The sequence below is a fragment of the Alkalihalobacillus sp. AL-G genome (genome assembly GCF_030643805.1).
Lineage (GTDB): Bacteria > Bacillota > Bacilli > Bacillales > Fictibacillaceae > Pseudalkalibacillus.
This window is the reverse complement of record NZ_CP094656.1, coordinates 2,751,818-2,765,117: the sequence shown is the minus strand read 5'-3', so window position 1 is coordinate 2,765,117 and position 13,300 is coordinate 2,751,818. Positions and strand designations below refer to the sequence as shown.

Below are 13,300 nucleotides of genomic sequence, written 5' to 3'. Positions count from 1 at the left end.
CTGATTGCAATGCTTGTCTATTTCATGTACGCATGTGCTTACGATTAAAGGACGCGGTGACTTTCACCCGTTCTTTTTTTTTGGAAGTCATGAACCATCTGATTTCGATAACCAAGTATATAATAGATTGTTACTAACCTCACTTGAGGACCTGTGCTCTTCGTACATAAAAAGGGGAACAAATAAACCGATGCTGTTCTCTTTTATCTTTTTCGAATTTTCTTTATACTTTATAATGGGGACATTACATAATTGACAGGAGGCATTTTATGAAATTGACAAAGTTACCGCAAGCGTGGAATTTGGAAAACATATTTTCCGGTGGAAGTGCTTCAGAGGAATTGAAGACCTATATCATGTCCATTGAAGAAGATGTGGAAAACGCAAAGGAAAATGTACAAAAATGCAATCCCGAGAGTCACCAGCAGCTGGCCGATGTTGTAGAAGAAATCAGTCGACTATCTGCCAAGCTGCACGAGTCGGGAGCATTCGTCGGCTGCCTCGTTGCCCAGGATGTGAAAGACAAAGATGCACTTGCGCTTAGAGGGAAGCTTGAACAAATCAGTGCTAAATATCATTCTGTTTGGACTCGCTTTGATGAAATACTTACTCACGTATCGGATAACGATTGGAAGACGATCTTGCAATATGACCAGTTGTATCCATATTCATTCATATTGAGTGAGCGCCGTTCACATGCGGTTGAAAAGCTTTCGTACGATCAAGAGTCACTCATTAATGACCTTGCAGTTGATGGCTATCATGCATGGTCCAACTTATATGATATGGTCGTCGGGAAAATGAACATTCCGTTCGAAGAAGACGGTGAAGTAAAGGAGCTTTCTGTAGGACAATTGGATAACAAACTATCCAGTAAAGATCCGGAAGTTCGTCACCGTGCTTTCGAAAGCTATGAAAAGGCATGGGAGGAGCAGGAGGATTTCTGTGCAGAGGCATTGAATCATCTCGCGGGATTCCGGCTTAGTACCTACGAACATCGAGATTGGTCCTCTGTCTTAAAAGAGCCCCTCAGTATCAACCGTATGTCTCAGGAAACACTTGATACAATGTGGGATGTTATTGTTCAGCATAAGAACAAATTTGTTAAATACCTTGAGCGTAAAGCAGATATGCTTGGTCTTGAAAAACTAGGCTGGACGGATATCGACGCACCAGTTGGAAGTACGGAAACAAAACTTTCCTACGATGAAGCGGCTAACTTTATCATTGAGCAATTTAACCAATACAATCCGAAAATGAGCGAGTTTTCAAAAGGGGCGTTTGAAAAAGCTTGGATTGAAGCGGAGGATCGTTCTGGTAAGCGACCTGGGGGCTTCTGCACAAGTTTCCCGAATTCAAAGGAAACACGGATCTTCATGACGTACTCTGGTACACCAAGTAATGTATCAACCCTTGCTCACGAACTCGGGCATGCGTATCATCAGCATGTTATGGATGATTTACCGTATTTAAACCAGAACTATGCGATGAATGTAGCAGAAACAGCTTCGACCTATGCTGAAATGGTTGTTTCGGACGCAGCGGTTGCAAACGCAAAAACAGAAGATGAACGACTTGTTTTATTAGAGGATAAAATTCAGCGCTCAATCGCATTCTTCATGAACATTCATGCTCGTTTCTTATTCGAGACTCGCTTTTATAAAGAGAGAGAACAAGGCCTTGTTTCCGTGTCACGGTTAAAGGAATTGATGGAGGAAGCACAGAAAGAAGCACATTGTGATGCATTAGGGGAATATCATCCGTACTTCTGGGCATCAAAGCTTCATTTCTATATTACAGACGTACCTTTTTATAATTTCCCATACACATTCGGCTACTTGTTTAGTGCAGGAATTTATGCTAAGGCCAAGGAACAGGGAACAGCATTTGAGGAAAAATATATCGCTTTACTGAAGGATACCGGATCAATGTCAGTTGAAGAACTGGCAGAAAAACATCTTGGTGAAGACTTGACGAAACCACACTTTTGGAAGCAAGCGATCCAATCAGCTGTTCAGGATGTTGAGGAATTCTTAGACCTGACCAAATAATGCTACAAAACAACAAAACAAAAGGAGTTGTTCTTTGTTGAACAACTCCTTTTGTAATTAACGCTTTTTCACTCGAACCGTACTTATCATTAAAAATGAAAGGATAATGACAAGAAACATAAATACAAAGTTTGGAAGGAGGTTCGTAGTTAAATAGGAAAGTGCAAGCAAACAGCCTGCAGCTGTGATGGGAACCCCTGAAAAATGGCCATTAAATTCTGTGATGTTGAACCTAGCTAACCGAATTGCTCCACAAATGATATAAATTAGAATAAAAACAATTCCAGGAATACCAAACTCGTGCAAGCTAGCTTGATAAATCAAAAATGCAGGCGCGATGCCAAACGAGATAAGGTCACACAATGAATCTAGCTGCTTACCCAGCTCAGATTCAATTTGGAGCTTTCTTGCAACCATCCCGTCGAAGCGATCGAACAAAGCGCAGAGAAAGATAAACCAAAAGCTAAGTTCAAGCTGTCCTCTCAGGATAAACACAAGTGCAATAGCCCCAAGAGTCAGATTTAATAAGGTCAGGATGTTTGCAGTTTGACTTTTAAATCGTTTTAAGGACTGGTCAAACCTCTCTAAAAAATACATGATATGATCACTCCCTATTGGATTCTCCATAAGGATGTTCAAAAGTCCGGCGCATTTTGAACACTTTTATGAAAGAAAAACCAATTTCAATGAGTTGATTAAAACTATTATATGCCACAATTAGGGAATAAGAAAGTATTTTTTACATTCATTTGACCCTGAAAAATTAAAAAGGCGGCCCGTTCTGGAGCCGCTTCCTTCGCGTTAATCCATTGAATCATTTTGGTCCATCTTTTTTTCATTATAAATATCATGAAGTTCATCCTTAATGCTACGATCAGAAAGCGGTACACCCGTCCGATAAGCTGCCCTCGATATCATATGACCACTGACTGGAGCTGTTAGAAGGACAAATAGTATACCGAGAATCAATTTTCCGCTCACCATATCCTCATCAAATAAGAAAAACAGAAACGCCGCTAGTAAAACCCCTGCTACACCGAGCGTTGCACTCTTTGTAGCAGCATGCAGCCTTGAGTATACATCAGGAAACCGCAATAGGCCAAGTGAACTTGAAAAGACAAAGAACGTGCCGATTAACAGTAATATACTAATCACGACTTCGATCAATGATAACACCCTTTTCCAAAAATTTCGCAATGGCTACAGTCGCGATAAACGTCAAAATGCCGATCAGCAATATAATATCGTTCAGCTGTGTTGTGTTGAGATGAATGGCTATGATCCCGGTCATGGAAATCAGGTTAATGCCGATCGTGTCAATAGCAACTACACGATCTGGATTAGAAGGTCCTTTTATGGCACGATAAAGCAGCATAGCGATTGAAATTGCATTGACGATTAAACATATCCAGGTCACCGTATTTAAAAAGGGGCTCATCGTGTCACATCCTTTATAGCTTTCTCAAAGGTCTCTTTAATCTGTGTAATGACTTCATCGACATCAGGTAAGTCCATCGCATGGATATAAATGAAACGGTTGTCAGAAGAAACATCGACTGATAATGTTCCGGGTGTTAATGTGATCAAGTTTGCGAGAAGCGTGATCTCCCAATTTGATCGTAACTCCGTCGGAAGAGCAATGATTCCGGGCTGCATATCCAGTTTTGGCTTATACACCATTTTCAGCACATCGATATTGGCAATGAACAGCTCTTTTATAAAGAGTAGGATCAATCTCCAAATCGCAACCACGTAGTTAAAATAGAACGTGTCGGGAATAAATCGGTTAAGCAAAAGTAACAGGAAAATTCCGATCACAAATCCGATTAAAAAGCTCACAAACGTATAGGTTTCCGATAAAAACATCCATATTAACCCGATTGCGAGATTGATCAATAGTTGAAACGCCATAATGATCTACTCCTTTAGTACTGCGTCTACATATCCCGAAGGATTCATCAGATCAACGCCGATTTGTTGGACGTATGGGAGGAACCATTCAGCTCCGACCCCAAGGACAATCGAAAAGAATAATAAGAATGATATTGGTATATACAACGGTGTGATCGAAGGTTTACCTGTTGGAAGGGTCATTCGTTCACCCCAAAATCCTTGAACAAATATTCGGATGACTGATATTAAAATCAATAAACTTGTAATTAAACCAATACCAGCTATTACATAATGGCCAGTCGCAAATGCACTTTTGAGCAGAAGTAATTTACCGATAAAACCACTAAACGGTGGTATTCCTGCAAGTGTAATGCATGCGATGAAAAACAGCCAGCCAAGCAGCGGATAATGGGCAATAAGGCCACTGATCTTCCGTAAATCAGACGTTCCGGCCACTATAGCGACCGCACCCACAATCAGGAAGAGTGCTGCCTTTATAATCATGTCATGAACAAGGTAGTATACGGTTCCGGCAATTGAGAGGTCAGTGTATACGCCAATTCCCATAATCATAAATCCGATTGCTGGTATGATGTTGTACGCAATGATCAATTTAATGTTGTTGGTTGAAAGAGCCCCTAATACACCAAATATCAACGTGAGACCGGCAAGAAAAATGAACAACGTATGTGTATAATCAATATTTCCTATAAAGATCAAAGTGAACACCCGGAGTATCGAATAAACACCTACCTTCGTCAACAGTGCACCAAATAGTGCGGATATGACTGCAGGTGGTTTTATGTAGGCATGTGGCATCCAGAAATAGAGGGGAAATAAAGCCCCTTTCGTTGCAAAAACAACGAAAAACATAATCGCTATCGTCGTTAAAATACCATCTTGGTTAATCTGACCGACACGCTCTGAAAGCTGTGCCATATTGATTGTTCCGGTTACCGAGTACAAGAAGCTTACGGTTATAACAAAGAGAATGGATGAAAACAAATTTAGTAGTACATACTTGATCGATTCCCTTAATTGCTGTTTCGTTCCCCCAAGTACGATCATTCCATACGAGGCCATAAGCAACACCTCAAAGAATACGAACAGGTTGAAAATGTCCCCTGTTAGAAAAGCTCCACTCACTCCAGCAATCAAGATCAAAAAGAAAGTGTAAAAGTAATGCTCCTCACGCCCTTTATCTAACGAGCCTGGTGCGTAGAAGGAAGCTGCAACCGCTATGATATTCGTCGTTAATACTAGCGCGATCGAAAGACCATCACCAACAAGAATAATGCCGTAAGGGGCCATCCAGCCTCCTGTTTCGAGTATGATCGGACCAGATTGGAAGATGATATAAGCAATGTAACTGCTTACCAGTAAGCTGATCATTGTTATTAGTTGTGTTATAACCCGGACTACAGATAGTCGCTTCCTCCAAAAAACCAACATGGCTCCTGCAAGAAGTGGTATTAAGATAGGTAAAATTACTAAGTTACTCATGGTCGTTTCCCCTTAAATGTTCCATGTTATCTGTCCGGTTTGTTCTATAAGCCCGATAAGCAAGTACGAGCAAAAACGAGGTAACTCCGAAACTGATAACGATGGAGGTTAAGATTAACGCTTGAGGAAGGGGATCAACATATTCATCTATACCTTCCACAAGAATTGGTGGGTCACCTCGATTTAGCTTCCCCATCGTCAGGATGAATAAATGAGCGCCGTGAGATAATAAAGCAGTTCCGAAAATAATTTTTAATAATTGGCGTTGTAGGAGGAGGTACACTCCTGTAGCGAACAGTATTCCAGCTAGTATTGACATCAAGATTTCCATATTAGTCTATCTCCTCCCCTTTACGCAGTCGGATCATCGCATAGATTCCAAGAGCAGCAAGGCCAAGCACTGTGATCTCAAACATCGTATCAAGTCCACGCATGTCAACTAGAATGACATTGACGATATTATCTCCGCCTCCAAGGTGGTGGGATTCCTTGATGAAATAGTGGGCAATCGTTTCGAACCGTTTCGAGCTGTGTGATGCGATAGCAACTAGCGTAACAACGATACCGACTGAGGCAGAGATTAAAATATTAACTGTCTTTGTGCTAACCGACTGCTTTTTAGTATCGAGCTTCGGCAAATGGTAAAAACAGAGTAAAAATAATGCGACAGTGACCGTTTCGACAATCAGCTGTGTCAATGCTAGGTCAGGTGCTCTGAAGAATACAAACAGCAATGAAAGTCCATATCCGACAATGCCAAGCACAAGAATCGCCGCAATTCGATTTTGCATGAAGATCGTTGCAAAAGCAGCAATCGCCATCACGATTCCGACCAATATCTCTGGCCAGGAAATCGGTGCGAGGTTGTCGGTTGAAAATGCGAAACCGTCTGTCGCCACAAGCGTAATTCCAGTAGATGCGACGAGAAATAATAAAATATAGAGTACATAATGCCTAAGTGAGCCTGTCATATATGCATCAGTAGTCTTCCTTGACAATCGTAGATTTCCCTCATAGATCGCATCATACGCTTTGTTGGCACTAAGGCTGCCAGGTAAAAAGCGATATATCCCATTCCACCTATTCCTTGTAAGATACAGAAGAGTTCCGATTGCGACTACAATGAATGACATGATTAGAGGTGGCTTTATTGTTCCATGCCAGAACACGATATGTTCGTGAGGCACAGAGCCAAACACTGCTGCTGTAGCCGGTGCAAGAATCGGTTCATTGATCAGGTTTGGAAGCAACCCGATTACGACGATGAACGTGACAAGGACTATTGGTGCAACGAGCATTCCAATTGGTGCTTCGTGAGGTTTGACCTCCAAGGTATTTTTGGACTTACCAGTAAAAGTATGAAAAAAGAAGTACATCGAATAAACAAAGGTAAAGATACTACCCAACACAGCTAATATTGGGATAACGGCTGATAGCTGTTCCACAAATGGTGATGCATCCTTTAATTGCAGAGATGATTCAAAGAACATTTCTTTACTAAGAAATCCGTTAAAAATCGGTAAAGGGAACCCAGCCATCGAAAACGTACCAAATAACGCAAGAGTCGCTGAAATCGGCATAAGGGTCATTAATCCGCCAAGCTTTCGAATATCCCTTGTTCCTGTTTCATGATCGACGATTCCCGCAATCATAAACAAGCTTCCTTTAAACGTCGCATGGTTGAAAATATGAAAAACCGCAGCAAAAATCGCAACTTCAGTACCATAGCCAAGCATAGCCATTATCATTCCAAGCTGACTTATCGTCGAGAACGCTAGGATCGCTTTCAGGTCTGTTTGCCGAACAGCCATATATGAACCCCAGCATAACGTTAATAACCCAAAACCTGATACGAGTAAAAAGAACTGGTCGGTCCCTCCGAATAGTAAAAACAGACGTGCACAAAGATAAATTCCTGCTTTAACCATCGTTGCTGAATGAAGGAATGCACTAACTGGAGTTGGCGCTTCCATTGCGTCAGGCAACCAGATATGGAATGGGAACTGAGCGGATTTTGTGAAAGCACCTAATAAGATCAAAAGTAATATACCGGTAAAATAGGGACTATTCAAGACAAGCTCTTTGGACTCGATCATTTCCCGAATACTTGTTGTATCTGTAATAACGGAGAGGAGAATCAAGCCACCAAGCATCGCTAACCCACCAAACACAGTAATGATCATCGATTTAAAGGCACCGTAGCGAGATCTTTCACGATGATACCAGTACCCGATCAGTAAAAAAGAAGAAAGACTTGTGAACTCCCAAAATAAATACAAGACAAAAACATTGTCTGATAAGACGACACCAAGCATTGCTCCCATAAAAATCATTAGGAAAACGTAAAAATTATGTAATTGTTCGTTTTTATTCAGATAATAAATGGAATATAGAACTACGAGTGAACCGATTCCTGAAATCAATAATGTAAATAATAAACTTAAGCCATCCAAATAAAAGCTGAGATTCATGCCTAAAGAAGGGATCCAAGAAATAAATGTATGCATGTTATTCCCCGTAGAAATATCCTTAATTTGCATGAGAAAATAAATGAATAACAGTCCAGGTACAGGTAAAACCAGCCACCCAGTATGTACAGTTCGTATATATCGAAATAAAAACGGCACAACACATGCCGCTAAAAAAGGAGCGAGTATTGCAAAAAACAACATAACTGACATCCTCCAATTACTAAAATCCGTATCAAATATGTAAACGACCACTCTCATTGTAATCAAAAAAACTTTAAAGAATCAACTTTTTAACGTCAAAAGAACCTAAAAACTTATTCATTTGCAGTTTTTGGTAATTATAACGACAATATAGGTTCTGGCATGTTTATTTTAAAAGAGATTAAGAATACTTGGCGATTGCCGAGCCTTTGGCGAAAGCAGAGCCGTAGTTGCCCTTATACTTTAGAAAGAATTTATACTTTCTAAACGTGCAAAAAAAAGAACCAACTTTTATAAGCTGGTCCTTTACAGGTGAGTTGTTATTAAGTTCATAGATAAGTGCCTTCGATCAATTTCCTGTTTTATCAATGATATGAATTCGGTGCTAAGCTTAAGTTCTCTTGCCCTATGATAGGATTCAATTAAAAGTTCATCAGATAAGTTTTCCATTTGATTTTGCCGAATTGGCATCGCACCTCCCGACTCATTTTTGTAGCATATTTATTTTCAGTTTGCATATTCTTATATGTTATGATGTAAGCCTAGCTTACCATGAATTGAAATGGAGAACAATCGTTCTGTTATCCACATAAACCAGTGGATAACCTGTGAGTAAGTTGTTTATAAAGTTTATGATTGTTTGGTTTTCATGTGTGCATAATGTGAGTAAAGTTATCCACAGAACGAGAACTAATCGAAATTTGTCGAAAACTTTTTCGATTTATTAAAAAAATTCTATTATTTCTGAACTCGGAAAAACATTGTACCGGTTTGATATACTGTTACAATAGAATGTGCAAAACGAGAATTGTATATATTGAGGTGTTACAGTTGATCAAACGTTTTTTACCAGACGAACACGTTCCTTCGGTTTATGATATAGATGCGAATGAGCTGATTAAAAAAGGTATTAAAGGCATTATTACTGACTTGGATAACACACTTGTAGAATGGGACCGGCCAGAAGCAACCCCTGAATTGATCAAATGGTTTGCAATGCTCAAGGAAAAAGGACTACAAGTAACGATTGTTTCAAATAATAATGAAGATAGAGTACGCAGTTTTTCTTATCCACTTAGCATACCGTATATCTTTCGAGCACGTAAGCCGATGACCAAGGCTTTTAAGAGAGCTGCGAAAAATATGGATCTTAAACATAAAGAGGTTGTTGTAGTGGGAGACCAAATCTTTACGGATGTTCTTGGAGGAAACCGACTTGGATTACATACGATCCTTGTCGTACCTGTTGCTAAAAGTGATGGACTAGCTACGAAGCTTAACAGGTACATGGAGCGGCATTTGTTAGAATGGATGAAACGAAAAGGTTTAATCAATTGGGAGGAATAACATGAGTGACAAACTGATTTGCGAGGGATGCGGAATCCTGATTCAAACTGAGGCCAAAAACCAATTAGGCTATGCGCCTCCCTCCGCCTTATCACGTGATCATATTATTTGTCAGCGGTGTTTTAAGTTAAAGCATTATAATGAAGTTCAGGATGTTTCATTAACTGACGATGATTATAGGAAGATATTGTCCGGAATCGGAACAGAGGATGCACTTGTCGTCATGATTGTAGATATTTTTGATTTCAGTGGAAGCTGGTTGTCAGGAATCCACCGTTTCGTCGGAAAAAACCCAATCTTACTCGTTGGTAATAAAATGGATTTGTTACCTAAATCGGTGAACCCGAATAGAATTGTACATTGGATGAAGCATGAAGCGAGTCAGCTTGGTGTTAAACCCATCGATGTCGAATTGATGAGTGCGGCAAAACATCAAAATGTTGAAGTGGTGGCCGAAACGATTGAGAAATATCGTAAAGGAAAAGATGTATACATAGTTGGAGCAACAAACGTAGGGAAATCCACATTTATTAATGAATTGATTAAAGAATATAGTGAAGAGGCAGAATCATTGATCACTACTTCACACTTTCCGGGTACGACGCTTGATTTGATTGAGATTCCGCTAGATGAAACGAGTGTCCTCTATGATACACCTGGTATCATTAATCACCACCAAATTGCACACCATATTAATAAAAAAGACTTTAAGCAGATCATGCCTAAAAAAGAAATTAAACCGAAAATTTTTCAGTTATCAGATCAACAAACCCTATTCTTTGCAGGTTTAGCCCGATTCGATTATGTCTCAGGTCCAAGACAGCCTTTTGTCTGTTATGTTTCGAACGATCTTAACATCCATCGGACAAAATTGGAAAAAGCGGATGAGCTATACAAAAATCAGGCAGGAAAGCTTTTGAGTCCTCCGAATGAGGTTGATTTAGAGCAACTCCCACCGATGCAGCTACATGAGTTTTCAGTTAAAAACGGGAAAACGGATATTGTATTTTCAGGTTTGGGATGGGTAACCATTTCTGAATCGAATGCTCGGGTAAGAGCATTTGCTCCAAAAGGGGTGGGGGTCTATATTCGACCATCACTTATATAATCAGCCAGCTTTATATGCTGTAATTGGAGATCCAGTTGTTCATTCAATGTCACCGGATATTCATAATGCATCCTTTAAGGCACTCGGTATCAAGGCGCGTTATGAATCGATCCGAATTTCAAAAGAAAATCTATTAGAAGGTGTACGAACACTCACTGATAAAGGGTTTAAAGGATTCAACGTAACAATCCCCCATAAAGTCGAGATGGTTCAAATCGTAGATGAAATAGATCCGCTAGCAAAAAAAATCGGGGCAATCAACACGGTTGGCGTCGAAAACGGCAAATTAATCGGATATAATACCGATGGGCCAGGATTTCTTAAAGGCTTACAGCAATTTTATAAACAGGACCTACTGAAAGCGAATGTGTTAATTATTGGAGCAGGTGGAGCAGCAAGAGCAATAGTCATGACGCTAGTATCGAACGGTGTATCCCGATTGACGGTCGCGAATAGAACGATTGAAAAAGCCTCAAATCTATTTGTAAACTGTGAACAAAAAGGTCAAGCACTAACTATAAACGAAGCAGAGGCCTGTCTCGAGCAATTTGATTTGATCATTAACACTACTCCGATTGGGATGGAGCCTAACAAAGATAAAATGCCGATTTTGTTGGAAAATGCAAAACAAAAGACGTATGTATGCGACATTATTTACAATCCATTACAAACAAATTTATTAACAAAGGCGTTGGAAAAAGGATGCCATGTTCAAAATGGAGTGCCGATGTTTGTTTATCAAGCAGCTATGTCATTCGAATATTGGACAGGAAGGAAGCCTGACCTTGAAAAGATGACTGAAATAGTGAATACAAGACTGCTTCAAAAGTAATCAATTGAGCTAGATCGACTTCATTCTGCTGTTTTTTATCTTGGGTGAAGTTAGTCAAGTCAACTTATAAACTTGGAGGGATGATCCATGCTAACTGGAAAGCAAAAACGTTTCTTGCGTTCAAAAGCCCACCATCTTGACCCGATTTTTCAGGTCGGGAAAGGCGGAACGAACACAAATATGTATAAACAAATTGAAGATGCACTGGAAGCTCGGGAATTGATAAAAGTTAGTGTTTTGCAAAATTGTGAAGAGGATAAGGACTCTGTAGCGGAGCAATTAACTCACAATACTAGGGCGGATCTGGTGCAGGTGATCGGAAATACGATCGTTTTGTATAAGGAGTCAAAAAATCAAAAGACAATTGAGCTTCCATCATAAGATCGATGAAGGACAATCGAATCGGAATACTTGGAGGAACATTCGATCCACCTCACGTAGGTCATTTGATGATTGCAAAACAAGTTCTCGAGCAATGCAGACTTGATCGTATATGGTTTATACCTAGTGCAGAACCACCCCATAAGAAGAATTCGACAATTACAAAAGGAAAAGATCGTATTGAAATGGTCAAGCGGGCCATCGTGGATGAGGATCGGTTTGAGCTTTGTCTTCTGGAATTCGAGCGACAGGGATTGTCCTATACAATCGATACGGTGAAGGAACTAAAACGAATGTACCCGACCTCGCATCTTTATTTTATTATTGGTGGAGATATGGTAGATTCACTTCATACGTGGGATCGAATTGATGAGCTTTTGAACGAAATAACATTCATCGCCGTGAAACGACCAGGTTCGGATTTTAAAAGCCCCTATCAAGATAGCTTGGTTCAGGTTGAGTTTCCAACGATCGATCTTTCATCAACGTGGATACGGGAACAGATAAAAAGCGGCAGAACGACAGATTATTATGTCACAGCCGAAGTAAGGAAATACATTGAGGAGAATTTGCTTTATGAATAAAGAAGAAGCGTTAGAAATAGTCAAACCGCACTTAACCCAACATAGGTACGAACACACAATTGGGGTAGTCGATACCGCAATCGACTTAGCTGAACGGTTTAACGCAGATACTCATAAGGCGATGCTTGCTGCAGTTTTTCATGACTATGCCAAATTTCGAGCAAAGGAAGAAATGCAGAAAATCATTTTAAAAGAAGATTTAGGAGAAGAATTATTGGAGTATGGAAGTGAGCTTTGGCATGCACCAGTAGGGGCTTATCTTGTTGAATCTGAAGTAGGGATCAAGGATGATGAAATTCTACAAGCGATTCGTAGTCATACGTCAGGACGTATCGGTATGCAGCTTTTAGAGAAAATCATCTTTCTTGCTGATTATATTGAACCTGGAAGACATTTTCCCGGCGTAGAGGAAGTGCGTGAAACTGCTGAAGAAAACCTGGATGAAGCGGTTAAACAAGCAATTATAAATACGATTACGTTCTTAATGAAACGAAATCTGCCCGTATACCCTGAAACATTACACACTTATAATGAAATTGCGAGTCAACAAAGGAGGAGCAAGTCATGAATACAAGTGAATTAGTAGAGCAATCCATAAAGGCGCTGGACGATAAAAGAGCTGATAACATTGTTGGTCTCGATGTACGTGGAATCTCCCTCGTTGCCGATTATTTTTTGATCTGTCACGGGAACTCTGAAAAGCAAGTTGAAGCCATTGCGCGGGGGGTAAAGGAGGTCGCCTATGAGCAAGATGTTCCGGTCAAACGGCTTGAAGGATTAGAGCATGCTAGGTGGGTACTCATCGATCTAGGTGATGTCATTGTCCATATTTTCCATAAAGATGAGAGGTCTTATTACAATCTTGAAAAGCTATGGGGAGATGCACCGAACATAGATATTACAAGGTTGTTAACCTAACGGGGTGAAAC

At 40.1% G+C, this 13,300-nt stretch carries 16 protein-coding genes; 8 read left to right on the top strand and 8 right to left on the bottom strand.

The features are described 5' to 3' along the window. Positions 1-269 precede the first annotated feature (269 nt). Positions 270-2,051 carry a M3 family oligoendopeptidase gene (locus MOJ78_RS14200; protein WP_304977993.1) on the top strand — a complete coding sequence of 594 codons (1,782 nt, stop codon included), beginning with the start codon at positions 270-272 and terminating at the stop codon, positions 2,049-2,051. Between the two features lie 57 nt (positions 2,052-2,108). On the opposite strand, the gene pssA is transcribed toward MOJ78_RS14200, so the two are convergent. The 8 genes from pssA to MOJ78_RS14160 form a co-directional block, all read right to left on the bottom strand. Next, the gene (gene pssA / locus MOJ78_RS14195) at positions 2,109-2,648 is read right to left on the bottom strand and encodes a CDP-diacylglycerol--serine O-phosphatidyltransferase (protein WP_304977992.1); all 540 of its coding nucleotides are present in this window, start codon (positions 2,646-2,648) and stop codon (positions 2,109-2,111) included. A 204-nt stretch (positions 2,649-2,852) separates the two neighbouring features. Then, a complete protein-coding gene (mnhG, locus tag MOJ78_RS14190) occupies positions 2,853-3,227 on the bottom strand; it encodes a monovalent cation/H(+) antiporter subunit G (protein WP_370529723.1) in 375 nt (124 codons plus the stop codon). Then, positions 3,199-3,489: a Na(+)/H(+) antiporter subunit F1 gene (locus MOJ78_RS14185; protein ID WP_304977990.1), complete on the bottom strand. Its 291-nt coding sequence runs from the start codon at positions 3,487-3,489 to the stop codon at positions 3,199-3,201. Before MOJ78_RS14185 ends, mnhG begins: the two co-directional genes overlap by 29 nt. Further along, complete coding sequence (locus tag MOJ78_RS14180) at positions 3,486-3,962, bottom strand: Na+/H+ antiporter subunit E (protein ID WP_304977989.1); 477 nt, start codon at positions 3,960-3,962, stop codon at positions 3,486-3,488. Before MOJ78_RS14180 ends, MOJ78_RS14185 begins: the two co-directional genes overlap by 4 nt. Before the next feature lie 6 nt (positions 3,963-3,968). Beyond that, entirely contained in the window at positions 3,969-5,447 is a 1,479-nt protein-coding gene (locus tag MOJ78_RS14175; RefSeq protein WP_304977988.1) for a Na+/H+ antiporter subunit D, read from the bottom strand. Continuing rightward, positions 5,440-5,778 (bottom strand): Na(+)/H(+) antiporter subunit C, encoded by a 339-nt coding sequence (locus MOJ78_RS14170; RefSeq protein WP_304977987.1) that lies wholly within the window; start codon positions 5,776-5,778, stop codon positions 5,440-5,442. Before MOJ78_RS14170 ends, MOJ78_RS14175 begins: the two co-directional genes overlap by 8 nt. 1 nt (position 5,779) lies before the next feature. After that, positions 5,780-8,116: a Na+/H+ antiporter subunit A gene (locus tag MOJ78_RS14165; protein WP_304981267.1), complete on the bottom strand. Its 2,337-nt coding sequence runs from the start codon at positions 8,114-8,116 to the stop codon at positions 5,780-5,782. 309 nt (positions 8,117-8,425) lie between these two features. Next, on the bottom strand, positions 8,426-8,569 hold the full coding sequence (locus tag MOJ78_RS14160) for a sporulation histidine kinase inhibitor Sda (RefSeq protein WP_304981266.1): 144 nt from the start codon (positions 8,567-8,569) through the stop codon (positions 8,426-8,428). Positions 8,570-8,911: 342 nt separating this feature from the next. Between MOJ78_RS14160 and MOJ78_RS14155 the strand changes: the two genes are divergently transcribed. The 7 genes from MOJ78_RS14155 to rsfS all read left to right on the top strand — a co-directional run bounded on the left by MOJ78_RS14155 (position 8,912) and on the right by rsfS (position 13,289). Continuing rightward, complete coding sequence (locus MOJ78_RS14155) at positions 8,912-9,466, top strand: YqeG family HAD IIIA-type phosphatase (RefSeq protein WP_304977986.1); 555 nt, start codon at positions 8,912-8,914, stop codon at positions 9,464-9,466. A 1-nt stretch (position 9,467) separates the two neighbouring features. Then, the gene (yqeH, locus tag MOJ78_RS14150; RefSeq protein ID WP_304977985.1) at positions 9,468-10,574 is read left to right on the top strand and encodes a ribosome biogenesis GTPase YqeH; all 1,107 of its coding nucleotides are present in this window, start codon (positions 9,468-9,470) and stop codon (positions 10,572-10,574) included. Continuing rightward, positions 10,528-11,406 (top strand): shikimate dehydrogenase, encoded by an 879-nt coding sequence (aroE, locus tag MOJ78_RS14145; protein WP_304977984.1) that lies wholly within the window; start codon positions 10,528-10,530, stop codon positions 11,404-11,406. The genes yqeH and aroE overlap by 47 nt, the downstream gene beginning before the upstream one ends. A gap of 87 nt (positions 11,407-11,493) precedes the next feature. Then, positions 11,494-11,787: a ribosome assembly RNA-binding protein YhbY gene (gene yhbY / locus MOJ78_RS14140; RefSeq protein WP_304977983.1), complete on the top strand. Its 294-nt coding sequence runs from the start codon at positions 11,494-11,496 to the stop codon at positions 11,785-11,787. Between the two features lie 5 nt (positions 11,788-11,792). Then, positions 11,793-12,371 (top strand): nicotinate-nucleotide adenylyltransferase, encoded by a 579-nt coding sequence (locus MOJ78_RS14135; protein WP_304977982.1) that lies wholly within the window; start codon positions 11,793-11,795, stop codon positions 12,369-12,371. After that, positions 12,364-12,939, top strand: coding sequence for a bis(5'-nucleosyl)-tetraphosphatase (symmetrical) YqeK (yqeK, locus tag MOJ78_RS14130; RefSeq protein ID WP_304977981.1), 576 nt, complete (start codon positions 12,364-12,366; stop codon positions 12,937-12,939). Before MOJ78_RS14135 ends, yqeK begins: the two co-directional genes overlap by 8 nt. Then, entirely contained in the window at positions 12,936-13,289 is a 354-nt protein-coding gene (gene rsfS / locus MOJ78_RS14125) for a ribosome silencing factor (RefSeq protein WP_304977980.1), read from the top strand. Before yqeK ends, rsfS begins: the two co-directional genes overlap by 4 nt. The last annotated feature ends 11 nt before the right edge of the window (positions 13,290-13,300 follow it).

Excerpts from the sequence above, each read along its gene's own strand:
- yqeH (WP_304977985.1), top strand. The coding sequence starts at position 9,468 with ATGAGTGACAAACTGATTTGCGAGGGATGCGGAATCCTGATTCAAACT.
- MOJ78_RS14180 (WP_304977989.1), bottom strand. The coding sequence starts at position 3,962 with ATGGCGTTTCAACTATTGATCAATCTCGCAATCGGGTTAATATGGATG.
- MOJ78_RS14200 (WP_304977993.1), top strand. The coding sequence starts at position 270 with ATGAAATTGACAAAGTTACCGCAAGCGTGGAATTTGGAAAACATATTT.
- MOJ78_RS14175 (WP_304977988.1), bottom strand. The coding sequence starts at position 5,447 with ATGAGTAACTTAGTAATTTTACCTATCTTAATACCACTTCTTGCAGGA.
- yqeK (WP_304977981.1), top strand. The coding sequence starts at position 12,364 with ATGAATAAAGAAGAAGCGTTAGAAATAGTCAAACCGCACTTAACCCAA.
- MOJ78_RS14155 (WP_304977986.1), top strand. The coding sequence starts at position 8,912 with ATGTGCAAAACGAGAATTGTATATATTGAGGTGTTACAGTTGATCAAA.
- MOJ78_RS14170 (WP_304977987.1), bottom strand. The coding sequence starts at position 5,778 with ATGGAAATCTTGATGTCAATACTAGCTGGAATACTGTTCGCTACAGGA.
- yhbY (WP_304977983.1), top strand. The coding sequence starts at position 11,494 with ATGCTAACTGGAAAGCAAAAACGTTTCTTGCGTTCAAAAGCCCACCAT.
- MOJ78_RS14185 (WP_304977990.1), bottom strand. The coding sequence starts at position 3,489 with ATGAGCCCCTTTTTAAATACGGTGACCTGGATATGTTTAATCGTCAAT.
- rsfS (WP_304977980.1), top strand. The coding sequence starts at position 12,936 with ATGAATACAAGTGAATTAGTAGAGCAATCCATAAAGGCGCTGGACGAT.
- MOJ78_RS14160 (WP_304981266.1), bottom strand. The coding sequence starts at position 8,569 with ATGGAAAACTTATCTGATGAACTTTTAATTGAATCCTATCATAGGGCA.
- MOJ78_RS14135 (WP_304977982.1), top strand. The coding sequence starts at position 11,793 with ATGAAGGACAATCGAATCGGAATACTTGGAGGAACATTCGATCCACCT.
- pssA (WP_304977992.1), bottom strand. The coding sequence starts at position 2,648 with ATGTATTTTTTAGAGAGGTTTGACCAGTCCTTAAAACGATTTAAAAGT.